The organism is Streptomyces sp. NPDC102270 (genome assembly GCF_044766405.1).
In the GTDB taxonomy this organism is placed as follows: domain Bacteria; phylum Actinomycetota; class Actinomycetes; order Streptomycetales; family Streptomycetaceae; genus Streptomyces.
Window position 1 is genome coordinate 97,020 of the sequence record NZ_JBIWLX010000012.1, and the last position, 22,858, is coordinate 119,877.

20 protein-coding genes are annotated in these 22,858 nt (G+C 71.2%); 16 read left to right on the top strand and 4 right to left on the bottom strand.

The window, feature by feature from the left end; all coding sequences use genetic code 11:
- Nucleotides 1-306: 306 nt before the first annotated feature.
- Nucleotides 307-1,089 (bottom strand): alpha/beta fold hydrolase, encoded by a 783-nt coding sequence (locus ACIRP7_RS25465; RefSeq protein WP_403663820.1) that lies wholly within the window; start codon nt 1,087-1,089, stop codon nt 307-309.
- A gap of 37 nt (nt 1,090-1,126) precedes the next feature.
- Complete coding sequence (locus ACIRP7_RS25470; RefSeq protein ID WP_403663823.1) at nt 1,127-1,450, bottom strand: DUF427 domain-containing protein; 324 nt, start codon at nt 1,448-1,450, stop codon at nt 1,127-1,129.
- A gap of 50 nt (nt 1,451-1,500) precedes the next feature.
- Between ACIRP7_RS25470 and ACIRP7_RS25475 the strand changes: the two genes are divergently transcribed.
- The 9 genes from ACIRP7_RS25475 (at nt 1,501) to gatB (ending at nt 12,411) form a co-directional block, all read left to right on the top strand.
- Nucleotides 1,501-2,040, top strand: a complete 540-nt coding sequence (locus ACIRP7_RS25475; protein WP_403663826.1) for a TIGR00730 family Rossman fold protein — start codon at nt 1,501-1,503, stop codon at nt 2,038-2,040.
- A gap of 23 nt (nt 2,041-2,063) precedes the next feature.
- Nucleotides 2,064-2,753, top strand: a complete 690-nt coding sequence (locus ACIRP7_RS25480; protein WP_403663829.1) for an SDR family oxidoreductase — start codon at nt 2,064-2,066, stop codon at nt 2,751-2,753.
- Nucleotides 2,754-2,814: 61 nt separating this feature from the next.
- Nucleotides 2,815-3,816 (top strand): methionine synthase, encoded by a 1,002-nt coding sequence (locus ACIRP7_RS25485; protein WP_403663832.1) that lies wholly within the window; start codon nt 2,815-2,817, stop codon nt 3,814-3,816.
- 15 nt (nt 3,817-3,831) lie between these two features.
- Nucleotides 3,832-6,024, top strand: a complete 2,193-nt coding sequence (gene ligA, locus ACIRP7_RS25490; RefSeq protein WP_403663835.1) for an NAD-dependent DNA ligase LigA — start codon at nt 3,832-3,834, stop codon at nt 6,022-6,024.
- Nucleotides 6,025-6,296: 272 nt separating this feature from the next.
- Nucleotides 6,297-8,531 carry a putative bifunctional diguanylate cyclase/phosphodiesterase gene (locus ACIRP7_RS25495; RefSeq protein WP_403663838.1) on the top strand — a complete coding sequence of 745 codons (2,235 nt, stop codon included), beginning with the start codon at nt 6,297-6,299 and terminating at the stop codon, nt 8,529-8,531.
- A 309-nt stretch (nt 8,532-8,840) separates the two neighbouring features.
- Nucleotides 8,841-9,137, top strand: coding sequence for an Asp-tRNA(Asn)/Glu-tRNA(Gln) amidotransferase subunit GatC (gene gatC, locus ACIRP7_RS25500; protein WP_007384860.1), 297 nt, complete (start codon nt 8,841-8,843; stop codon nt 9,135-9,137).
- A gap of 5 nt (nt 9,138-9,142) precedes the next feature.
- Complete coding sequence (gatA, locus tag ACIRP7_RS25505) at nt 9,143-10,645, top strand: Asp-tRNA(Asn)/Glu-tRNA(Gln) amidotransferase subunit GatA (protein ID WP_403663841.1); 1,503 nt, start codon at nt 9,143-9,145, stop codon at nt 10,643-10,645.
- Nucleotides 10,642-10,881: a hypothetical protein gene (locus tag ACIRP7_RS25510; RefSeq protein WP_007384862.1), complete on the top strand. Its 240-nt coding sequence runs from the start codon at nt 10,642-10,644 to the stop codon at nt 10,879-10,881. The genes gatA and ACIRP7_RS25510 overlap by 4 nt, the downstream gene beginning before the upstream one ends.
- A gap of 15 nt (nt 10,882-10,896) precedes the next feature.
- Complete coding sequence (gene gatB / locus ACIRP7_RS25515) at nt 10,897-12,411, top strand: Asp-tRNA(Asn)/Glu-tRNA(Gln) amidotransferase subunit GatB (protein WP_403663844.1); 1,515 nt, start codon at nt 10,897-10,899, stop codon at nt 12,409-12,411.
- Between the two features lie 52 nt (nt 12,412-12,463).
- Here the strand turns inward: gatB and ACIRP7_RS25520 are convergent, their stop codons facing one another.
- Nucleotides 12,464-13,279, bottom strand: a complete 816-nt coding sequence (locus ACIRP7_RS25520; RefSeq protein WP_403663847.1) for an SAM-dependent methyltransferase — start codon at nt 13,277-13,279, stop codon at nt 12,464-12,466.
- Between the two features lie 138 nt (nt 13,280-13,417).
- Between ACIRP7_RS25520 and ACIRP7_RS25525 the strand changes: the two genes are divergently transcribed.
- The 7 genes from ACIRP7_RS25525 to ACIRP7_RS25555 all read left to right on the top strand — a co-directional run bounded on the left by ACIRP7_RS25525 (nt 13,418) and on the right by ACIRP7_RS25555 (nt 21,187).
- Entirely contained in the window at nt 13,418-13,723 is a 306-nt protein-coding gene (locus ACIRP7_RS25525; protein ID WP_403663850.1) for a hypothetical protein, read from the top strand.
- 203 nt (nt 13,724-13,926) lie between these two features.
- Nucleotides 13,927-16,155 carry an MMPL family transporter gene (locus tag ACIRP7_RS25530; protein WP_403663853.1) on the top strand — a complete coding sequence of 743 codons (2,229 nt, stop codon included), beginning with the start codon at nt 13,927-13,929 and terminating at the stop codon, nt 16,153-16,155.
- Entirely contained in the window at nt 16,133-16,708 is a 576-nt protein-coding gene (locus tag ACIRP7_RS25535) for a GNAT family N-acetyltransferase (protein WP_403663856.1), read from the top strand. Before ACIRP7_RS25530 ends, ACIRP7_RS25535 begins: the two co-directional genes overlap by 23 nt.
- A gap of 35 nt (nt 16,709-16,743) precedes the next feature.
- Complete coding sequence (locus ACIRP7_RS25540) at nt 16,744-17,349, top strand: hypothetical protein (RefSeq protein WP_403663859.1); 606 nt, start codon at nt 16,744-16,746, stop codon at nt 17,347-17,349.
- 196 nt (nt 17,350-17,545) lie between these two features.
- Entirely contained in the window at nt 17,546-17,734 is a 189-nt protein-coding gene (locus ACIRP7_RS25545) for a hypothetical protein (RefSeq protein ID WP_403663862.1), read from the top strand.
- 140 nt (nt 17,735-17,874) lie between these two features.
- Nucleotides 17,875-20,934, top strand: coding sequence for an AAA family ATPase (locus ACIRP7_RS25550; protein ID WP_403663865.1), 3,060 nt, complete (start codon nt 17,875-17,877; stop codon nt 20,932-20,934).
- 34 nt (nt 20,935-20,968) lie between these two features.
- Nucleotides 20,969-21,187, top strand: coding sequence for a DUF6191 domain-containing protein (locus ACIRP7_RS25555; RefSeq protein ID WP_403663868.1), 219 nt, complete (start codon nt 20,969-20,971; stop codon nt 21,185-21,187).
- Here the strand turns inward: ACIRP7_RS25555 and ACIRP7_RS25560 are convergent.
- Entirely contained in the window at nt 21,180-22,337 is a 1,158-nt protein-coding gene (locus tag ACIRP7_RS25560; RefSeq protein WP_403664411.1) for a PQQ-dependent sugar dehydrogenase, read from the bottom strand. The two genes, ACIRP7_RS25555 and ACIRP7_RS25560, sit on opposite strands and share 8 nt — an antisense overlap.
- Nucleotides 22,338-22,858 lie beyond the last annotated feature (521 nt).

Genomic DNA, 22,858 nt, shown 5'->3' on the forward strand with positions numbered 1-22,858 from the left:
CACGTCACCACCCGTGCGTACGCGTACGCCCCTTGTGCGTCCGCGCGGTATCGGCGCGCACGCCGACCGTCCCGCGCCCGCACGCCCGGACAGGCCCCGGCACGCGCGCGTGCCGGGGGTTGTAGGAGGCGCGTCGGCAACGGGCGGGTGGCCGGGGAGCGCCTCCGTGGGCTGGCGAGGCCCGCGGGTGTGCGCTGCCCGACGTCACCACCCGTGCGTACGCGTACGCCCCTTGTGCGTCCGCGCGGTATCGGCGCGCACGCCGACCGTCCCGCGCCCGCACGCCCGGACAGGCCCGGGGCATCGTCAGTCCGTGAAGAACTCCGTCAGGACCGGGGCCAGGGTGCTCGGGTCGACCATGTGGGTCTGGCCCTCCAGGACGCGGTACGAGCCCTTGGGGGCCGCCTCCGCGACCGCCCTGGTGCCCTCGCGCATCCACTCGGGGCTCGCGCCGCCCGCGACGGCCAGTACCGGGACCGTGACCGAGGCCAGGCGGTCCCGGGGGACCAGGCCGCCGGCCATGACCGCGTTGTCGTAGGCGAGCGTCGGGGCGACCGTCTCCATGCCGGGCCACATGGGGGACTGGCGGGCGCCCTGGATCATCTCCTCGCCCATGCCGGTGAGCCGCAGGAACAGTTCCACCGCGTCCCCGCGCCGCCCCTCGGCGAGCGCCGCGTCGAGACTCCGGGTGTACTCGGCGTTCGACTCGGCGCCCCCGGCGAGGAAGTCGGCGAACGGCGTCTCGTACACGGCGACCCGGCGGACCGGCAGGCCGCTCGCCGCGGCCTCCAGGACCAGCGCACCGCCGGAGGAGATACCGCACAGGCAGGCCTCGCCGCCCGCCGCCTCGATGAGCGCGGCGAGGTCCTCGACCTCACGGGCCACCGCGTAGGGGAGCGTGTCACCGCTCTGACCGCGCCCCCGGCGGTCGTACACGAGGACGTCGAACCGCTCGGACAGCGGCACGGCCAGGGGCGCGACCGTGCCGCCGGTGGACATCGCGCCGCTGACGAGGACGACTGCAGGGCCGTGTCCGGTGCGTTCGTACGCGATCGGTGTGCCGTCGCGCGAGAGGGTCTTCTTTTCCATGCCTGAGGAGACTGCCGCACGGCACGGAAATCATCGGTCAGGACACGTCGACCTCGTAGAAACAGAGGTGGTCCTTGATCTCGGCGACGGCGGGCTTCGGCTCGGGATAGGACCACACCAGGTCGGGGGCGTCCGGCAGCGACCAGTAGGACGCGGTGCCCTTGAAGGGGCAGTAGGTGTGGGTGTCGGAGGGGGTCAGCAGGTCGAGTCGTACGTCCTCGGCGGGGAGGTAGTACCGGGGGGGACAGCCCGTCTCGCGCAGCACGAGGGGGCGTTCGCTCTCCGCCAGGACCTGGTCGCCGTGCACCACGCGCACGTGCTGGTCTGCTTGCTCGATGGTGATCGTGTGTCCTTCGGCCATACCGGGAAAGCGCTCGCGGGCCCCCGGTTCTTCCCGCGTACGGTGACCTCATGCGAATCTGCGTCTTCCTCTCCGCCGCCGACCTCGACGACCGCTACACGCGCCCCGCGCGGGAGTTCGCGAAGCTGCTGGGCAAGGGCGGGCACACCCTCGTGTGGGGCGGCTCGGACGTGGGCCTCATGAAGGTGGTCGCCGACGGGGTGCAGGAGGCGGGCGGACGACTCGTCGGGGTCTCCGTTCAGTTCCTGGCCGCCAAGGTGCGTCCGGGCGTCGACGAGATGGTGATCGCGAAGGACCTGGCCGAACGTAAAAAGCTGCTCCTGGAGAAGGCCGACGCCGTGGTGATCATGGTGGGCGGCACGGGCACGCTCGACGAGGCGACCGAGATCCTGGAACTGAAGAAGCACGGGCACACCGAGAAGCCGGTCGTCCTGCTGAACACGGCGGGCTTCTACGACGGGTTGAAGGAGCAGTTCCGGCGCATGGAGGACGAGGGCTTCCTGCCCCGCCCGCTCACCGACCTGGTGTTCTTCGCGGAGGAGCCGGTGGGGGCGCTGGCGTACCTGGAGGAGTCGCTCGGTACGCGCTGACGCCGTGATGCGAGCATGGCGGCATGGCTACACATGTGATCACCGGAGCGGGCTCCGGCATCGGCGCGGCGGTGGCCCGGCGTCTGCACGCGCGCGGGGACGAACTCGTGCTGCACGCGCGTGACGCGGGCCGTGCCAAGGAGCTGGCGGCCCAGTTCCCCGGAGCGCGGACCCTGGTCGGGGATCTCGCCGACCCCGACAAGCTGAGCTGGGCCTTCTCGCACCAGACGCTGCCGGACCGGGTGGACTCCCTGCTGCACATCGCGGGCGCGGTCGACCTGGGCGCGGTCGGCGACCTGACCCCGAAGTCCTGGCGTCACCAGCTGAACGTCAACCTGATCGCTCCGGCCGAGCTGACCCGCCACTTCCTGCCCCAACTCCGGGCGGCCCGGGGCCATGTGGTGTTCGTGAACTCGGGCGCGGGGCTGACAGCGCACGCCGGCTGGTCCGCGTACGCCGCCTCCAAGCACGGCCTGAAGGCCCTCGCGGACTCCCTGCGCCACGAGGAGCACGCGAACGGCGTCCGCGTCACCTCGGTCTACCCCGGCCGCACCGCCAGCCCCATGCAGGCCAAGGTCCACCAGCAGGAGGGCAAGGACTACGACCCCGCACGATGGATCGACCCCGAGTCGGTCGCCACGACGATCGTGACGGCGATCGACCTGCCGCGGGACGCGGAGATCAACGACCTCACGGTCCGCCCCGGTCGCTGACGGTTCCGTGGAGGCAAGAACCGTGCGAGAACCACGCCGGTCACCTACGTAGGCTTCACACGTGACCGCAGACATCCGCTTCGCCCCCGCCACCGGCATCGGCTCCCTCCCCGGCGGCGACGCCCGGGAGGCCGCCAGGACCGCCACCGGCTCCTTCGAGGACTTCCCCTTCCTGCCAGAACTGCCCGCCCGCGGCCCCGGCGCCGACATGATCGGCCGCACCGCCGGAATGCTCGTCGAGCTGTACGCGCGTGTGGAGCCCAGCGGGTGGCGGCTCGGGGACCGGCCGGGCCGGGACACCAAGCGGGCGCGGTCCTGGCTCGGGCAGGACCTCGACGCTCTGGAGGAGTTCACCCAGGGGTACGAGGGGCAGCTGAAGGTGCAGGCCGTCGGGCCCTGGACGCTCGCCGCCGCGCTGGAACTGCGGAGCGGCGAGGTCGTCCTCTCCGACCCCGGCGCCTGCCGGGACCTCGCCGCCTCGCTCGCCGAGGGGCTGAGGCTGCATCTGGCGGAGGTCCGCAACAGGGTCCCCGGCGCCCAGATCGTGCTCCAGCTCGACGAGCCCTCCCTGATCGCCGTACTGAGGGGGCACGTGAGGTCGGCCAGCGGCTACCGGACCCACCGGGCCGTGGACCGGCAGGTCGTCGAGGCGACCCTGCGCGACGTCGTCGGGGTTCACGCGGGCGGCCCCGTCGTGGTCCACTCGTGCGCACCGGACGTCCCCTTCGCCCTGCTGCGGAGGGCGGGTGCGGCGGCGGTCTCCTTCGACTTCTCGCTCCTCACCGAGCGTGACGACGACGTGATCGGCGAGGCGGTGGAAGGGGGGACGAGGCTCTTCGCCGGTGTCGTGCCCGGCACGGACACGGCATTGTCAGACCCTGCCGGTAGCGTCATGGGTGTCAGGACGCTGTGGCGCAGGCTGGGGCTGCATCCGGGACTTCTCGCGGAAGCGGTCACGGTCACTCCGTCGTGCGGACTCGCGGGCGCGTCCCCCGAGTACGCGCGCCGGGCTCTCGCCCACTGCGCCCAGGCGGCGAGGTCCCTCGCGGACAACCCAGAGTAACGGGAGGACAACACGGTGGCCGGCGACAAGCAAGCGGAGACGACGGTGCCCGCCGAGGCACGGGAGAAGCACGCGCAGCTCGCTGAGCAGATCGAGGAGCACCGCTTCCGGTACTACGTGAACGACGCGCCGGTCATCAGCGACGCCGACTTCGACAAGCTCCTGCGCTCCCTCGAATCCCTCGAGGAGGAGTACCCGGAGCTGCGCACCCCCGACTCGCCGACCCAGAAGGTCGCGGGGGCCTACGAGACCGAGTTCACGTCCGTCCAGCACCGCTCCCGCATGCTCTCCCTGGACAACGCGTTCAGTGACGAGGAGCTGGCGGCCTGGGCGGAGCGGGTGGCCAAGGACGTCGGCACAACCGACTACCACCTGCTGTGCGAGCTCAAGGTCGACGGCCTCGCGGTCAACCTCACCTACGAGCACGGCCGCCTCACCCGCGCGGCGACCCGCGGCGACGGCCGCACCGGCGAGGACATCACACCCAACGTCCGCACGATCGCCGAGATCCCGGACCGTCTCACCGGCGACAAGGTCCCCGACCTCGTGGAGATCCGCGGCGAGGTCTACTTCCCGATGGAGAAGTTCGAGGAGCTCAACGCCCGCCTGGTCGAGGCCGGCGACAAGCCCTTCGCCAACCCGCGCAACGCGGCGGCCGGTTCACTGCGCCAGAAGGACCCGCGCGTCACCGCCACCCGCCCCCTCCACATGGTCGTCCACGGCATCGGCGTCCTGGAGGGCTTCACCGGCATGACCCGCCTCTCCCAGGGCTACGACCTCCTCAAGTCCTGGGGCCTGCCCACCGCCAAGCACAACAAGGTGGTCGAAGGACTCGACGGCGTACGGGAGTTCATCGCCTACTTCGGCGAGAACCGCCACTCCGTGGAGCACGAGATCGACGGGGTCGTCGTCAAGCTCGACGAGATCCCCCTCCAGGGCCGTCTCGGCTCCACCTCCAGGGCGCCGCGCTGGGCGATCGCGTACAAGTACGCGCCCGAGGAGGTCAACACCAAGCTCATCAACATCCGCGTGGGCGTGGGCCGTACGGGCCGGATCACGCCGTACGCCCAAGTGGAGCCGGTGACGGTGGCCGGCTCGGAGGTCGAGTTCGCCACCCTGCACAACCAGGACGTCGTCAAGGCGAAGGGCGTCCTCATCGGCGACACCGTGGTGCTGCGCAAGGCCGGTGACGTCATCCCGGAGATCCTCGGCCCCGTCGTGGACCTGCGGGACGGCAGCGAGCGCGAGTTCGTGATGCCGGCCGAGTGCCCCGAGTGCGGCACCGCGCTGCGGCCCATGAAGGAGGGCGACGTCGACCTGCGCTGCCCCAACGCCCGTACCTGCCCCGCCCAGCTGCGCGAGCGCCTGTTCTACCTCGCGGGCCGCAAGTCGCTGGACATCGAGCACTTCGGGTATGTCGCGGCCACGGCCCTGACCAAGCCGCTGGAGCCCTCGGACCCGCCGCTGACCGACGAGGGCGACCTGTTCGACCTCACGATCGAGCAACTGCTGCCCATCAAGGCGTACGTCCTCGACCAGGACAGCGGTCTGCCCAAGCGGGACCCGAAGACCGGCGAGGAGAAGATCGCCACCGTCTTCGCCAACCAGCAGGGCGAGCCCAAGAAGAACGCCGTCGCCATGCTGGAGAACATCGCCGCCGCCAAGGAGCGCCCGCTCGCCCGCGTCCTGACCGGTCTGTCGATCCGCCATGTCGGCCCGGTCGCCGCCGAGGCGCTGGCGCGCAACTTCCGCTCGATCGACCGCATCGAGCAGGCGAGCGAGGAGGAGCTGGCGAACACCGACGGCGTCGGCTCGATCATCGCGAAGTCCCTCAAGGAGTGGTTCGCGGAGGACTGGCACCAGGAGATCCTGCGCAAGTGGAAGGCCGCGGGCGTGCGGATGGAGGAGGAGGGGTCGGGGGAGGACGAGGGTCCGCGTCCCCTCGAAGGGCTCATCGTCGTGGTCACCGGCACCCTGGAGCGCTTCACCCGTGACGGGGCCAAGGAGGCGCTGCAATCCAGAGGGGCGAAAGTGACCGGTTCGGTTTCGAAGAAGACGTCTTTCGTCGTCGTAGGTGACAATCCGGGGTCCAAGTACGACAAGGCGATGCAACTCAAGGTGCCTGTTCTGAACGAGGACGGCTTCGACGTCCTGCTGGAACAGGGCCCCGAAGCGGCCGCCGATGTGGCGCTTCCCACGGAGGAGTAACGAGAAGCGGCGGTTGAAGGCCACCCGATCGGCGCATACCAGAGGCATACGGGTGGCCGGGGCGCATTCGGGCAACCGTCGACGACCGCTGCCCGTGGAAGCCTTCTGCGGCCTACTGTTGAGATGTGCGCCTGCCGTGCCCAGCTGCGGTCGGGGCATTCCCTTGCTCCTGATGAGCAAGGGGAAGGGTTTTCCAACGCGGCGCCGTCGAGGGTTTTGTCGGGCGAACGAGTCGCGTGGCGTGGGCACCGCCGGCTGTGAGAGGGACGGGAATGGAACCGACCGAGAGCGCCGCCCCGGACTCACGGCTGCGCCGGCTCACCGGCACGTGGCGGGCGAGCCGGTGGGCCGGGCGGACTTCGGAGCACCCGGGCGCGGAGACCCGCGCCGCCGGACCCTACTCCCCGGTCGGCGGCCCCCGGGCCGCGCAGCTCACCGCCGAACGCACCCCCGGTATGCCGGACTCCGAGTCCGACCGGCAGTTGCCGTGGCCCGCGCTGCCCACGGCGATCGTCTCGGCCGCCGGATTCGTGCTGGGCGCGGGCTTCTACCGGGCCTTCACCGGGGGCCACGCCCTCTTCCCGTCCGGCACCGTCGGCTGGTCGCTGGCCGTGCTGACCGGAGTCGTCGTCGGCCATCTGGTCGCCCTCGGCCGGGCCCGCTGGTGGGGCGGCACCGGCTCCGGCGCCGCCCTGACCCTCGCCGTCCTCCTGCTGTACGGCTGGGTGGCCGCCGGCCTGGTCAGCCTCACCGTGGTGCTGCTGGTCGGCATAGCCAGGCGCCACCGCTGGCGGCAGGGCATCCTGCACGGCGCGGTGGACCTCCTCGGCATAGCCGCCGGCGCCCTGGTCCTCGCCGCGTTCGGCCAGTCGCCCTCCGTCGAGACCCCCTGGAACCCCGACACCTGGTCCTTCTACACCGGCCCCGAGGTGGTCCTGGTCGCCGTGGCCTACCTCGCGGTCACCCGGACCCTGAGCTGGTATCTGCACTCCTCCCGGCACGCCGGTCTGCCCACCGTGGCCCGCACCGCCCTGGTCAGACAGGGCCTGGTCGCGGTCGCCCTGCTCGGCATCGCCCCGCTGGTCTGCGTGGTCGCCGCCGCCAAGCCCGTACTGCTCCCGCTGTTCGCGATCCCCCTCATCGCCCTCGACTCCACCCTGTGGATGGCCCGGGCCCGCGCCGAGGAGCAGTTGCGCGACCCGCTGACCGGACTGCCCAACCGGCAGTGGCTCCTGGAGCGCATCTGGACCGCCCTGGACGACGCCGAGCGCATCGGCGCCCGGTCCGCGCTGATGCTCATCGACCTCGACCGCTTCCGCTCGGTCAACGACACCCTGGGCCACCTCGCCGGTGACCGGCTGCTCCTCCAGATCGCCGACCGGCTGCGGATCGCGCTGCCGCGCGGGGCGGAGGCGGCGCGGCTCGGCGGCGACGAGTTCGCCGTCTTACTGCCGGTCGCCGACTCCACGACCTCCGCGACCCGGGTCGCCCGCAACCTGGTCGCGGCCCTCAGCTCCCCGCTCGACCTCGACGGGCTCACCCTCGTCCTGGAGGCCAGCGCCGGGGTCGCCGTCTTCCCCGACCACGCCCTGGACGCCGAGGGGCTGCTGCGGCGGGCGGACGTGGCGATGTACCAGGCCAAGCGGGACCGTACGGGCGTAGAGGTCTACGAGTCCAAGCGGGACTCCAACACCCCCGACCGGCTCGGGCTGCTCGGCGATCTGCGCCGGGCCCTGGACGCGCACGACGTACAGCTGCACTACCAGCCCAAGGTCCGCTTCGACGGGCAGGTCGCCGGTCTTGAGGCCCTGGTGCGCTGGGTGCACCCGGAACGCGGGAAGGTGCCGCCGGACGAGTTCATCGCGATCGCCGAGTCGTCCGGGCTGATGCCCTACCTCACCGAGTACGTGCTGGACACGGCCCTCGCCCAGGTCGCCGAGTGGCGGGCGCAGGGCCTCTACGTCCCGGTGGCGGTCAACGTCTCCCCGCGTGACGTCCACACCCCGGGCTTCGCCGGCTCGGTCGCCGCGCGCCTCGCCCGGCACGGTGTCCCGGCGGGAGCGCTCCAACTGGAGATCACCGAGCACGTCCTGCTGGAGGACCCCTCGCGGGCCGCGGACACCCTCGCCGCCCTGACCGGGCACGGCGTGAAGATGTCCCTGGACGACTTCGGCACCGGCTACTCCTCCCTGGTCCATCTACGCCGCCTGCCCGTCAGCGAACTGAAGATCGACCGCTCGTTCGTGGCCAAGCTGGCCGTCGACACCGAGGACGCGGAGATCGTCCGCTGCACGGTGGACCTCGCCCACTCCCTGGGCCTCCTGGTCGTGGCGGAGGGCGTCGAGGACGACGAGACCTGGGAGCGGCTGCGCGACATGGGCTGCGACGCCGTACAGGGCTGGCTGGTGGCGGCGGCGATGCCGCCCGAGGAGACGACGGCGTGGCTGCTGGCACGGGGATCGAGGGGCTGGCAGCGGCCCAGGGCGGCGCTGCCGGCGGCGGAGTGACCCGTCCCGGCATCCTTTGGCGCGGTACGGGTGTGCCCATTTACATCGGCCACGGGAAACCGTTTAACGGCCATCCGGCCGTGACCCATAGGATTGGGGCTAGCCGTCACATTCCCGTCTGTCGCGCGACGCCTGGCACGCACGCTCGCCGCGTTGCCGAACCGGCCACGTGGCTCCGCCACGAAGCCGCTCCGGCGCCTTGCGATCGCACGCACCAGACGCCGCGTGACCCGCCCTTCGGACGGACGACGGGAATGTGACGGCCAGCCCCGCCCCAAACCACACGCACTCACCCCAGAGGATCGCTGCATGCCTGGCATCACGCGCGAGGAGGTCGCCCACCTCGCACGGCTGGCGCGTCTGGAGCTGAAGCCCGAAGAGCTAGAGCACTTCGCGGGACAGCTGGACGACATCATCGGCGCGGTCGCACGCGTCAGTGAGGTCGCCGACCAAGACGTACCGCCGACCTCGCACCCGCTCCCGCTGACGAACGTCATGCGCGCGGACGAGGTCCGTCCGTCGCTCACCCCCGAGCAGGCGCTCTCCGGCGCCCCGGCCCAGGAGCAGCAGCGTTTCAAGGTGCCGCAGATCCTGGGGGAGGACTAACCGCCATGACGGACAACGTCACCATCATCAAGCTCACCGCCGCCGAGACCGCCGAGAAGATCGCTTCCGGTGAGCTCACGGCCGTGCAGGTCACCGAGGCCCACCTGGCCCGGATCGAGGCCGTCGACGAGAAGGTGCACGCCTTCCTGCACGTCGACCGCGAGGGCGCCCTCGCGCAGGCCCGCGCCGTCGACGACAAGCGGGCGCGGGGCGAGAAGCTCGGCCCGCTGGCCGGCGTCCCGCTCGCGCTGAAGGACATCTTCACCACCGAGGGCATCCCGACGACCGTCGGTTCGAAGATGCTCGAGGGCTGGATCCCGCCGTACGACGCGACCGTCACCCAGCGGCTGAAGGCCGCCGACGTCGTCATCCTCGGCAAGACCAACATGGACGAGTTCGCCATGGGGTCCTCCACCGAGAACAGCGCCTACGGCCCCACCGGCAACCCCTGGGACCTCACCCGGATCCCCGGCGGCTCCGGCGGCGGCTCCTCCGCCGCGCTGGCCGCGCACATGGCGCCCCTCGCCATCGGCACCGACACCGGCGGCTCCATCCGCCAGCCGGCCGCCGTCACCGGCACGGTCGGCGTGAAGCCGACGTACGGCGCGGTCTCCCGCTACGGCATGGTCGCCTTCTCCTCCTCCCTCGACCAGGGCGGCCCCTGCGCCCGTACGGTCCTGGACGCGGCCCTGCTGCACGAGGTCATCGCCGGGCACGACCCGCTCGACTCCACCTCCATCGACGCGCCCGTTCCGCCGGTCGTCGAGGCCGCCCGAAGCGGCAGCGTCGCCGGCCTGCGCGTCGGTGTCGTCAAGCAGTTCCGCGGCGAGGGCTACCAGGCCGGTGTCATCCAGCGCTTCGACGAGTCCGTGGCTCTGCTCAAGGAGCTGGGCGCCGAGATCGTCGAACTGGACTGTCCGTCCTTCGACCTGGCCCTGTCGGCGTACTACCTGATCGCGCCCTCGGAGTGCTCGTCCAACCTCGCCCGCTTCGACGGCCTGCGCTACGGCCTGCGGACCGGCGACGACGGCACCCACTCGGCGGAGGAGGTCACCTCCCTCACCCGTGAGGCGGGCTTCGGCCCCGAGGTCAAGCGCCGGATCATGCTCGGCACGTACGCCCTGTCGAGCGGGTACTACGACGCCTACTACGGCTCCGCGCAGAAGGTCCGCACGCTCATCACGCGCGACTTCGAGAAGGCCTTCGAGCAGGTCGACGTGATCGTCTCCCCGACGACCCCGACCACCGCCTTCCCGATCGGCGAGCGCGCCGACGACCCGATGGCGATGTACCTGGCCGACCTGTGCACCATCCCCACCAACCTCGCGGGCAACGCGGCCATGTCGCTGCCGTGCGGTCTGGCGCCCGAGGACAACCTGCCCGTCGGCCTCCAGATCATCGCCCCCGCCCTGAAGGACGACCGCCTTTACAAGGTCGGCGCCGCCGTCGAGGCCGCCTTCGTGGAAAGGTGGGGGCACCCGCTCCTGGAGGAGGCACCGTCGCTGTGAGCAAGCTGACCAAGGCGAAGGACTTCAAGAAGTCCAAGTCCGGCACGTACCTGTCCATCGCCGGGACCGCGTTCGGCGCGATCGGCGTCGCCAAGCGGCTCAAGAAGGCCCGCGCCGAGAAGGACACGCTCGTCCTGATCGACGCCACCGTGTCCGCCGTCGCGATCGTCACCGGTCTCGCGATCCTGTACCGCGAGCTGAAGCGGCTGGGCGACGACGACGTCCTGCTGGGCTGAGAGGGAAGTTTCACCGTGACCACCACGACCGACCTGGTGTCGTACGAGGACGCTCTCGCGTCGTACGACCCCGTCATGGGCCTCGAGGTCCATGTCGAACTCGGCACCAAGACGAAGATGTTCTGCGGCTGTTCGACCGAGCTCGGTCAGGACGCCAACACGCAGACCTGCCCCACCTGCCTCGGCCTGCCCGGCGCGCTCCCGGTCGTCAACGCGATCGGCATCGAGTCGGCGATCAAGATCGGTCTCGCGCTGAACTGCGAGATCGCCGAGTGGTGCCGCTTCGCCCGGAAGAACTACTTCTATCCGGACATGCCGAAGAACTTCCAGACCTCCCAGTACGACGAGCCGATCGCCTTCAACGGCTACCTCGACGTCCAGCTGGAGGACGGCGAGACCTTCCGTGTGGAGATCGAGCGCGCCCACATGGAGGAGGACACCGGCAAGTCGACCCACGTGGGCGGCGCGACGGGCCGTATCCACGGCGCCTCGCACTCGCTCCTCGACTACAACCGCGCCGGCATCCCGCTCATCGAGATCGTCACCAAGCCGATCGAGGGTGCGGGTGAGCGCGCTCCCGAGGTGGCGAAGGCGTACGTCCGTGAGCTGCGCGAGGTCATCAAGGCGCTCGGCGTGTCGGAAGCCCGCATGGAGATGGGGCAGATGCGCTGCGACGTGAACCTGTCGCTGCGCCCGAACGGCACCGAGAAGTTCGGCACGCGTTCCGAGACGAAGAACGTCAACTCGCTGCGGTCCGTGGAGCGCGCGGCCCGTTTCGAGATCCAGCGGCACGCGGCCGTCCTGAGCAGTGGCGGGACGATCATCCAGGAGACCCGGCACTTCCACGAGGACACCGGGTCGACGACCTCGGGCCGCGTGAAGGAGGAGGCCGAGGACTACCGGTACTTCCCCGAGCCGGACCTCGTTCCGGTGGCCCCCTCGCGCGAGTGGGTCGAGGAGATCCGGGCCGCTCTGCCCGAGCTGCCGCTGGTGCGCCGCAACCGCCTCGTCGCGGAGTGGGGCATCACGGCCCTCGACATGCAGGCGATCCTCAACGCCGGTGCCCTGGACCTGATCGTCGCCACGATCGACGCCGGTGCCGACGCGGCCTCCGCCCGCAAGTGGTGGATGGGCGAACTCGCCCGCAGCGCCAACGAGTCCGGCACGGCGCTGGACGAGCTGGCCATCACGCCGGAGCAGGTCGCCCGGGTCACCGAGCTGGTCGCCAAGGGTGACCTGAACGACAAGCTGGCCCGCCAGGTCATCGAAGGCGTCCTCGCCGGCGAAGGCACCCCGGACGAGGTCGTCGACAAGCGCGGTCTGAAGGTCGTCTCCGACGAGGGCGCCCTGGGTGCCGCCGTCGACGAGGCCATCGCCGGCAACCCGGGCATCGCCGACAAGATCCGCTCAGGCAAGGTCGCCGCGGCCGGCGCCCTGGTCGGCGCGGTCATGAAGGCGACCCGTGGTCAGGCCGACGCGGCCCGCGTCAAGGAACTGATCCTGGAGAAGCTGGGCGTCGGCGAGGGCTGAGCCGATCCACGCCACGGCCCCGGAGGGATGCCCTCCGGGGCCGTAGCGCTACCTACTTACGGCGTCCTACGAGCCGTACGAAGCCCAACGTCCGCCCCTGGTCGGCCCGTACCATCTCGCCGACCTCACGGGCCATCGTGCGATGGAACTCCTCCGGGCTCTCCTCGGCGATCACGTCGCACCACAGCAGCCAGTCCTTCCAGCCGTCGGGCTGCCAATCGGCGGTCTCGACCTCGACGGCCCCGCCGCGGGTCCAGTGCCGCCGCCACCAGTCGGCGCAGTGGAACGCCCAGAAACCGGGGTCCCAGAACGGCTTGAGGTGCTCCGGGGGCTCGTCGCCCTCGATCTCCTCCCGCACCGCGGGCACGACGATCCCGATCCGCCCGCCCGGCTTCAACAGCCGGGTCAGCGTGGGCAGATAGAGGTCGGCGGTGCCGAAGTACTGGTACGCGTCGATGCTCACGATCGCATCGAAGCTGCCCTCGGCGAACGGCAGGTCGTGCGCCTCGGCGTGCACGGGCAGCACCCGGTCGGCGAAACCGGCCTCGGCGATGCGCCGCGCGTTCTCGTCCGGCTTGACCCACAGGTCGGCGGCGGTGACCTGGACGTCGTACTCCCTGGCCAGGAAGACCGAGGTCATCGCCCGGCCGCAGCCCAGGTCGAGCACGCGGGCGCAGGGGCGCAGGGTGTCCAGGCCCAGGGCCGGCGCGAGCCACTCCAGCAGCCACAGCGCGTTCGGGCCCATCTGGTTCTCGATGACCCAGCGGACGTCGTAGCTGTTGCTGCGGGGGTAGCGGGCCTGGGTCAGCCGCCGGGTGAGGTCCTCACTCGAGGGCCCCGTCAGGGACGGGGTGATGTCGTCTGGCATCGGTGAACGGGCTCCTTGAGTCCTGAGAGACGGAAAGGGATACGGCGGAGCTCGGCCGGACGCTCAAACAACGCACCTGCTTCGGTCGGGGGCCGGGAGGCCCGGGTTTCTCAGCGGAACACGCTACGCTCGCCCGCCATGAACGGTCCTGCGAATTCCGAGCCATCCGACATACAGGAGGAGTACGACGGCCAGGTGCTGGACGCCCGGCGGGCCCGCTGGACGGCCCTCGGCACCGGCGCCCTGCTGGCCCTCGCCGGTCTGGCCGCGGCGGCGCTCCGCGCGGCCGGCTCCGCCCCCACGCTCGTACCGGCCGCCTACGCCTTCGGCGCCGCGGTGTGCGCGTTCGCGGCGGTCCTGGGCTCCCGGGGGCGCACGCGACGAGCGCTGTGGCTGCTGATCGCCGGCGTGATGGTGATGGCGTTGGGCGACCAGTTCGACTGACGTGACAGAGTGGCCGTTACTGTCCTGTGATCTGCCTCCCACTCCTGTGAATAACCGCACGATGGACATGAACGATCACTTTTGCCTGCAAGAGTGGTCCACACATTGCTCATGCGTTCTTTGCGGGCCGTTCACCTCATGAAGTGTCATGAACGACTGTTCCCGGTCAAAGATCCATAATTCGCCATCCTGGGAGCACGTTCGTGGCAGCCCTCGCACGCTGGTGTGTCCGACGACGTCTGGTCGTCGTTCTCCTGTGGCTCCTCGCCCTCGGCGGGGTGAGCGCGGGCGCCGCCGTCGCCGGATCCGCCTACTCGAACGACTACGAGGTCCCCGGCACCGAGTCGGGCCGCGCCACCCAGCTGCTCCAGGACGGCTTCCCGGACCTCGGAGGGGACAGCGACACCGTCGTCTGGCACGTCACCTCGGGCTCGGTCCGGGACGCCGACGTCGAGCAGACGATGACCGCCACCCTGGACAAGATCGCTGACCTGCCCGGGGTGGCCGCCGTCGTCAGCCCGTACGACGACGCGGGCACCGGCCGGGTCAGCGCCGACGGGCACACCGCCTACGCCACCGTCACCTTCGCCGACTCGGCCGAGGACATCGACGCCTCCGAGGCGAGGGCCGTCGTGAACACCGCCAAGGACGCCGAGGCCGACGGGCTCCAGGTGGAACTGGGCGGCAGCGCCGTCGCCCTCACCGAGTCCTCGGGCGGGCATGTCGCCGAGATCGTCGGCGTACTCGTCGCCGCCCTCGTGCTGTTCCTCGCCTTCGGCTCGCTCGCCGCTTCGCTGCTGCCCATCGCCACGGCCCTGGTCGGCGTGGGCACCGCCTACGCGGGCATCGTGCTGCTCGGGCACACCATGACCGTCGCCGACTTCGCGCCCATGCTCGGCATGCTGATCGGGCTCGGCGTCGGCATCGACTACGCGCTCTTCATCGTCACCAGACACCGGCGCGGCCTGAAACGCGGGCTCAGTGTCACCGAGTCCGTCGAGAACGCCGTCACCACCACCGGGCGCGCGGTCGTCTTCGCGGGTGCCACCGTGTGCATCGCCCTGCTGGGGATGCTGATCCTGCGGCTCGGCTTCCTCAACGGCGTCGCGATCGCCGCCTCGCTCACCGTGGTCCTCACGGTCGCCGCGTCCGTGACCCTGCTGCCCGCCCTGCTCTCCCTCATCGGCATGCGCGCCCTGAGCCGGCGCGAGCGGCGCCGCCTCGCCGAGCACGGGCCCGAACCGGAACTGCCGACCGGGTTCGCCCACCGCTGGTCCGCGTTCGTCGAACGGCACCCCAAGCTGCTCGGCGCGATCGCCCTGGTGGTCATCACCGTCCTCGCCCTGCCCACGCTGGGCCTGCGGCTCGGCACCTCCGACCAGGGCAACGACCCACGGTCCGCGACCACCCGGCAGGCCTACGACCTCCTCGCGGACAGCTTCGGGCCCGGCGTCAACGGCCCGCTGACGCTGGTGACCCCGGTCGAGAGCGCCGAGGACAAACTCCTCCTCGACAACCTCGACGCCACGATCCGCACCACCGAGGGCATCGCCTCCACCACGCCGGTGACCTACGACTCCGGCGGCGACCTCGCCTACTTCACGATCGTCCCCGAGTCCGCCCCGCAGTCCCGGCAGACCAGCGAGCTCGTGGACCGGCTGCGCACCGAGGTGCTGCCGCGCGCCGAGACCGGCACCTCCCTCGACCTCCACGTCGGCGGGATGACCGCCTCGTACGACGACTTCGCGGACGTCATCGTCGGCAAACTGCCCCTGTTCATCGGCGTCGTCATCGGCCTGGGCTGTCTGCTGCTCCTGCTCGCCTTCCGCTCCGTCGGCATACCACTGAAGGCCGCCGCGATGAACGTCGCCGCCGTCGCCGCCGCCTTCGGAGTGGTCGTGGCGATCTTCCAGTGGGGCTGGGGGAGCGAGCTGCTGGGGCTGGGCCGCGCCGGGCCCATCGAACCCTTCCTGCCCGTGATCATGGTCTCGGTCCTCTTCGGGCTCTCCATGGACTACCAGGTCTTCCTGGTCAGCCGGATGTACGAGGAGTGGCTGGAGACCGGCGACAACCGGCGGGCCGTCCGGGTCGGCCTCGCCGAGACCAGCCGGGTGATCAACTCCGCCGCGGTCATCATGATCTCCGTCTTCCTCGCCTTCGTCCTCAGCGGCGACCGCGTGATCGCCATGTTCGGCATCGCGCTCGCCGCGGCGGTGGCCCTCGACGCGTTCGTCCTGCGCACCTTGCTGGTGCCGGCCCTCATGCACCTGCTCGGCGGCGCCAACTGGTGGCTGCCCGGCTGGCTGGACCGCCGGATGCCCCGCATCAGCATCGAGCCGCCCGAGTGCCGTGCCGCGCATGAAAGGCTGGACGAGGTCGTGGAGGAGCTGGAGAAGGAGCGGGACGGGGATGTACGCGATATCGCTGGGTGACGACGGGGCGGAACTGCGACCCCTGGAGCCGTGGCACGCGGAGGAGTTCCTCGCCCACCTGGAGCGGGGCCGCGAGTTCATCGGACAGTTCATCCCCTTCGGCTCCCAGGCCGTCGACGTGGCCTCCGCGCGCGAGACGCTCGAGCGCTACGCCCGGATGCGCGCCGACGACACCGGCGGCTACCATGGCATCTGGCTGGACGGAAAGCTCGTCGGCGGAGTGCTCACCCTGAACTTCGACGCCGCGCAGGGCAACTGCGAGGTCGGCTGCTGGCTGGAGCCCGCCGCGACCGGCCGCGGGCTGATCACCCGGGCCATGAGAGTGCTGATCGACTGGGTGGTCGAAGCACGCGGAATCCACCGGATCGAATGGGTCGCCGCCTCCGGGAACACGGCCAGCATCAACGTCGCCCGGCGCCTGGGAATGACCCGCGACGGAGTCCGCCGCGAGGCCCACCCCTATCGTGGCGTACGGCACGACCTCGAGGTGTGGTCGATTCTCGCCCCCGAGTGGCGTGAGGCACGCGCGCGTGCAGGCCGGAACGATCATTAAGAACCCTCTCAGACAGGATCCGTACCGTGCCCGACATGGGAACGAAGACAGCTGACGAAACCGGCGCCGAGACGGGCGCCGAGGCCACGACCGACGAGCAGAAGGTGAGCGTCGCCAGGACCGAGGCGGTGACGGAGGCCGCGCCCGAGTCCCAGGACTCGGCCGAGGACACCGCCGCCGACAAGAACGCCGTCGACGACATCGACGACGAGGACGACCTGTCCGAGGTTGCCCGGGAGGAGGGCCCCACCGGCGTCGGCCAGGGCGCGGGCGCCGTCGTCTCCGCCGCGCTCGCCTTCGTCTCGCTCACCGGCAGCTGGATCGGCACCCTCGCCGCGCAGAAGGAAAGCCTTCTGAGCCAGATGAAGAACTCCCAGACTTCGAGTGTCTCCACGCTGCTGAAGGAGGGCTACGGCGACGTCTGGAACGTCCAGGCACTGTACGACGGGATCTTCGCCCTGGTCGCCCTGATCATCGGCGTCGTCGTCCTGGTCCGGCCTGCTTTCGGGGCGCCCGGCAAGCCGCAGGCCGCCTGGATCAAGTCGGTCTCCTGGGCAGGCGTCACGCTCGCTGTCATCGGACTGCTGATCGCCGTACTCAAGTACACCGACGTGCTGGTCAGCCTGCCCTCCGCGAGCTGAACAACCGCAGGTCGCGAGGGGTCTCAGGACATCCGTAGGTACCTTACGGAGCGCCTGAGGCCCCTCGCGCGCGTCTAAGGCCCCCGCGGCCCCGGAAGATGCGGAACTCTCCCGATGTGGCGGACCCCCCTCGGAGACGAAGGTAGAGGCATCGCAGAAAGCGAAGCCCGAAACCGACTCCGACAAGGACGACGCCATGTATCCCGAGTACGAGATCTCCCAGTACCGCTCCGCCGAACTCCTCCGCCAGGCCGAGCACGAGCGGCTCGTCCGCGAGACCCTGCGCGGCCGCCGCGCCGCCCGCCGCGAAGCCGCCGAACGCACCGCAGAGAGCAATTCGCATACCGGCCGCCCCCGGCGGCACCGGTTCCTGCGCACGGCGTGAGAGCCGGGGGGAGGGAGGACGGCCGTACGGCTCTGCCCGTCCCCACGGCCACCGCCGCGGCCGTCCTCCCTGCAACCAAAGGCAGTTGGACAACCGGGCCCGCCCCGAAAACCGGTGCCGTCCTGTCGGACCCGCGTGCGATGCTCGGGCCTGTGGAGACCAGGTCCGTCAGTCCCGTGTTCGTCGGCCGCACCGAAGAGCTGAACAGCCTGAACGAAGCGCTCGCCCGCGCCGCCGCGGGCGAGCCGCAGGCGTTGCTGCTCGGCGGCGAGGCCGGCGTCGGCAAGACCCGGCTCGTCGAGGAGTTCGCCACCGCCGCCTGCCGGCAGGGCGCGGTCGTCGCCCTCGGCGGCTGTGTGGAGATCGGCGCCGACGGACTGCCCTTCGCACCCTTCTCCACCGCCCTGCGCGCCCTGCGCCGCGCCCTGCCCGACGAACTGGCCGCCGCGGCCGCGGGCCAGGAGGAGGAACTGGCCAGGCTGCTCCCCGAGATCGGCGAGGCACACCCCGCCCGGGGCACCGGCCGGCACGACGAGGAGAGCCTCGCCCGCCTCTTCGAACTCACCGCCCGCCTCCTGGAGCGCGTCGCCGCCGAACGCACCGTCGTCGTCGCCCTGGAGGACCTGCACTGGGCCGACGCCTCCACCCGCCACCTCCTGGCCTACCTCTTCCGCACCCTGCGCACCGGCCGCCTGGTCGTCCTCGCCACCTACCGCGCCGACGACATCCACCGCCGCCACCCGCTGCGCCCCCTGCTCGCCGAACTCGACCGGCTGCGCACGGTCCGCCGCATCGAACTCGGCCGCTTCAACCGGGACGAGGTCAGCCGCCAGATAGCCGGGATCCTCGCCACCGAACCGAACCCCGCCCAGGTCGACGAGATCTTCGAACGCTCCGACGGCAACGCCTTCTTCGTCGAGGAACTCGCCGTCTGCGCCACCGAGGGCTGCGGTCCCGGCCTCACCGACTCGCTCCGTGACCTGCTCCTGGTCCGCGTCGAAGGGCTGCCCGAGAGCACCCAGCGGGTCGCCCGGGTCGCCGCCGAGGGCGGATCCACCGTGGAGTACCGGCTGCTCGCCGCCGTCACCCGGCTCGCCGAGGACGACCTCATCGAGGCGCTGCGGGTCGCCGTGAACGCCAACATCCTCATCCCGGCACCCGACGGCGACGGCTACCGCTTCCGCCACTCCCTGGTCCGCGAGGCCGTCGCCGACGACCTGCTGCCCGGCGAACGCTCCCGCCTCAACCGCCGCTACGCCGAAGCCCTGGAGGCCGACCCCACGCTCGCCCCCGCCGACGAACGGGTCATGCGCCTGGCCAGCTACTGGTACCACGCCCACGACGCCGCCAAGGCGCTGCCCGCCGTCCTGGACGCCTCCGTCACCGCCCGCCGCAGGCACGCCTACTCCGAACAACTCCGGCTCCTGGAACGCGCGATGGAGCTGTGGGACACCGCCCCCGAGGACGTCAGGGCAGCCCTGCGCCCAGTCGACTACACCGAGGTCTACCCTCCCTGCGGCTGCGACCCGGCCACCGCCCCGCTGCGCTACCTCGACCTGATGGCCGAGGCCGCCGTCGCCGGCCGCCTGGGCGGCGAACGCGAACGCGCCCTGAAGATCACCAAGCGGGCGCTGCACCTGCTGGAGGACGACGGCGACCCCCTGCGCGCGGCCTGGTTCTGGGTCCAGCGCTCCCATCTCGTCCAGGGGCTGACCCGCGGCGACGGCTGGGCCGAACTGGCCACCGCCGAGGACCTGGTCCGCGGTCTTCCGCCGTCCGAGGTGCACGCCGAGGTGCTGGCCAACGTCGCCCACTGGTCCATGGTCCACATCCCGGGCCCGGACGCGATCTCGGCCGCCGAGCGTGCCGTGGAGTACGCCCGCATGGTGGGCGCCCGCGAGATCGAGATGAACGCCCGCCTCACCCACGCGGGCCTGATCGTCGAGTCCGGTGGCGTCGAGGCCGGCCTGGCCGAGATGTTCGAGATCCTGCGGCAGACCCTCGCCAACGGCAGCTCCGCCGTCGCCAGCCGTGTCTACGTCAATCTGCCGAGCGCCCTCGAAGCCATCGGCCGTTCCCGGGAAGCCGTGCCGGTCCTGGAGGAAGGGATCGGCTACGCCCAGAGGTTCGGCCTGTCCGACAAGGAGGCGTGGATCTGGGGAAACCTCGCCGAATCCCTCTACTCCCTGGGCCACTGGGACCGGGCCGCGGAAGCCGCCACCAAGGCCGAACTCGCCGGCCAGAGCGCCAAACCCCGCGGCTTCCACGCCGCCACCCGCTCCAGAGTCGCCCTCTCCCGCGGCGAGTTGTCCGAGGCCGCCCGCCAACTGTCGGCCGCCCGCGGCTACTTCGGCACTCATGACCGGGCTCCCCAACACGAGATCCCCCTCATCGGACTGGCCATCGGCGTCGCCGCCGGCGAAGGCCGCCTCCTGGACGCCCGCGCCGAACTCGAACACGTCCTGGACTCCGGCTTCCCGCCCGGAACCCAGCGCTACGCCTGGCCCCTGCTGCTCACGGCCGCCACCATGGAGGCCGACAGCCTCGGACTGCCCGTCGCCGACCAGGGCCGCACGAAGATCCTCGACCGCATCCGGGAGGCCGCCAGGCCCCTCGCCACCAACGCGCCCGTCTGGCTGGCCCACGAACGCTGGCTCCGCGCCGAACTGCTGCGTGCCGAGAGCGCCGACACCCCGGACCACTGGTGGGAAGCCCTCACCGCCATCGAGCCCCTGGACCGCCCCTACGACCTCGCCCGCGTCCGCCACCGGCTCGCCCAGGTCCTTTTGTCGGCACCCGGCGGCGCCGAGCAGCCCGAACGCGACCGGGCCACCGAACTCCTGCGCCTCGCCCACGCCGCCGCCGACCATCTCGGCGCCCGGCCCCTCGCCGACGCGGTCTCGCTCCTCGCCCAGCGCGCCCGCCTCACCCTGACCGCGGCCTCGGCGCCCGACCGGGGCGACCCGGTCCGCTCCCTCGGACTCACCGGCCGCGAACGCGACGTCCTGCGCCTGGTCGCCCTCGGCCGCACCAACCGCCAGATCGCGGAGGAGCTCTTCATCTCCCCGAAGACGGCCAGCGTCCACGTGTCCAACATCCTCGCCAAGCTCGGCGTCTCCGGACGGGGGGAAGCGGCGGCTGTGGCGCACCGGCTTGGGCTGTTCCCGGCGGAGGCTCTCCACGCGCCGATCACCGACTGAGGCGTACGGTGTAGGGACCGGCAGGGGAGGCTGCATGTTCAACATGTTCGAGGAACTGTTCGCACCCGGCCGCAAGCACACCCATGACGAACAGAAGCGGCTGGAGCTGACCCGCGAGGACGTCGGCGACGGCGACCCCGGACGCGGACCGATAGATCTCACGTCCGGGAAGGTCGTCGTCCGCCGGCCCAAGCCGGACGAGGACGAGACCTCGGACTCTGACCCGGCCTCGGACGAGCGTCCGGCTAGCTGACCTGTATCTCCAGGATCCTGTCGTCCCCCGCCTTGGGGCTGCCGCGGCCGTCGGTGTTGCTGGTGACGAGCCACAGCTTGTTCCCGCCCGCGGAGACGACTGTGCGCAGCCGGCCGTACTCACCCTTCAGGAACGCCTGCGGGTCGGCCGAGGCCGCCGTGCCCTTCAACGGGACGCGCCACAGACGCTGGCCCTTCAGACCGGCCATCCAGAGGGAGCCCTCGGCGTAGGCGACACCGCTGGGGGAGGCGTCGTCGGTGTGCCACTGGGCTATCGGGTTGTGGAACCTCTTGTCGTCGGACTTGCCTTCGGCGGTGGGCCAGCCGTAGTTGTCACCCGGCTTGATCGCGTTCAGCTCGTCCCAGGTGTCCTGGCCGAACTCTGCGGCGAACAGCCGCTGTTCGGAGTCCCATGCGAGGCCCTGCACATTGCGGTGGCCGTACGAATACACGGGGGAGTCCGGGAACGGGTTGCCCGGGGCAGGGTCGCCCTCGGGGGTCATCCGCAGGATCTTGCCGCCCAGGGACTCGCGGTCCTGGGCCAGGCCCTTGTTGCCGCTCTCACCGGTGCCCGCGTACAGCATGCCGTCCGGGCCGAACGCGATCCGGCCGCCGTTGTGGATGAAGCCCTTCGGGATGCCCTTGAAGACGGTGTCGGGGGCGCCCAGCTGCTCACCGAACGCCTTCTGCTCGTCGTAGACCATCCTGACGACGCGGTTGTCCGAGTCCGAGGTGAAGTAGGCGTAGATCATGTGGTCCGAGGCGTAGTCCGGGGACAGGGCGATGCCCAGGAGACCGCCCTCGCCGGCCGCGGAGACCCCGGAGACCTGACCCAGCTCCGTCTTCTTGCCCGACTCTCCGTCGACCCGGGTGATCGTGCCGTCGTCCCGTGAGGAGACGAGCAGGTCACCGTCCGGGAGCGGGACCAGGCCCCAGGGGGTCTTGAGACCCTGGGCGAGCGTACGCACCACCTTCACCGAGCCCTTCGCCGGCGGGGTCGCCTCCGCGGCCTGCCGCGTGGGCCCGACCCCGGAGGCCGTACCGCTCGAGGTGGCGCTGTCCCCGTCCCCCGGCGAGCCGCCGCCTCCTGAGCTGTCGGAGGAGCAGCCGGCCGTCAGCAGGAGCGTGGTCGCGGCCAGCACGGCCGTCACAGCTCGACGATGCACGATGGTGGTCCCTTCGAAGCGGCGGGTTCTCCTTGTCATACACCGCTCACCCCTCCCAGGTTCCCGATCTCCCGGACCCGATACGCGGACCCGCTCCCGTGAGGGGTGGTGGGCGTGCCGGGATGGGGTCTGCCGGTCTTCGTGACCGGCGTGCTGTCGGCAGGCTCGCTGGTCCGTGGCGCGTGTGGCCTGGCCGGGCCCGCTGCCTCCACGGGCCTGTGCAGGCGCAGAGCTCACTGGTCCGCGGCCGTGCGCAGTCGGCAGGCTTGCTGGTCCGTGGCGCGTGTGGCCTGGCCGGGCCCGCTGCCTCCACGGGCCTGTGCAGGCGCAGAGCTCACTGGTCCGCGGCCGTGCGCTGTCGGCAGGCTTGCTGGTCCGTGGCGTGTGTGGCCTGGCCGGGCCCGCTGCCTCCACGGGCCTGTGCAGGCGCAGAGCTCACTGGTCCGCGGCCGTGCGCTGTCGGCAGGCTTGCTGGTCCGCGGCGTGTGTGGCCTGGCCGGCCCCGC

Coding starts and splice junctions, on each gene's coding strand:
- ACIRP7_RS25465 (WP_403663820.1), bottom strand. CDS start 1,089: ATGGAAAAGAAGACCCTCTCGCGCGACGGCACACCGATCGCGTACGAA.
- ACIRP7_RS25470 (WP_403663823.1), bottom strand. CDS start 1,450: ATGGCCGAAGGACACACGATCACCATCGAGCAAGCAGACCAGCACGTG.
- ACIRP7_RS25475 (WP_403663826.1), top strand. CDS start 1,501: ATGCGAATCTGCGTCTTCCTCTCCGCCGCCGACCTCGACGACCGCTAC.
- ACIRP7_RS25480 (WP_403663829.1), top strand. CDS start 2,064: ATGGCTACACATGTGATCACCGGAGCGGGCTCCGGCATCGGCGCGGCG.
- ACIRP7_RS25495 (WP_403663838.1), top strand. CDS start 6,297: ATGGAACCGACCGAGAGCGCCGCCCCGGACTCACGGCTGCGCCGGCTC.
- gatC (WP_007384860.1), top strand. CDS start 8,841: ATGCCTGGCATCACGCGCGAGGAGGTCGCCCACCTCGCACGGCTGGCG.
- gatA (WP_403663841.1), top strand. CDS start 9,143: ATGACGGACAACGTCACCATCATCAAGCTCACCGCCGCCGAGACCGCC.
- ACIRP7_RS25520 (WP_403663847.1), bottom strand. CDS start 13,279: ATGCCAGACGACATCACCCCGTCCCTGACGGGGCCCTCGAGTGAGGAC.
- ACIRP7_RS25525 (WP_403663850.1), top strand. CDS start 13,418: ATGAACGGTCCTGCGAATTCCGAGCCATCCGACATACAGGAGGAGTAC.
- ACIRP7_RS25535 (WP_403663856.1), top strand. CDS start 16,133: ATGTACGCGATATCGCTGGGTGACGACGGGGCGGAACTGCGACCCCTG.
- ACIRP7_RS25540 (WP_403663859.1), top strand. CDS start 16,744: ATGGGAACGAAGACAGCTGACGAAACCGGCGCCGAGACGGGCGCCGAG.
- ACIRP7_RS25545 (WP_403663862.1), top strand. CDS start 17,546: ATGTATCCCGAGTACGAGATCTCCCAGTACCGCTCCGCCGAACTCCTC.
- ACIRP7_RS25550 (WP_403663865.1), top strand. CDS start 17,875: ATGCTCGGGCCTGTGGAGACCAGGTCCGTCAGTCCCGTGTTCGTCGGC.
- ACIRP7_RS25555 (WP_403663868.1), top strand. CDS start 20,969: ATGTTCAACATGTTCGAGGAACTGTTCGCACCCGGCCGCAAGCACACC.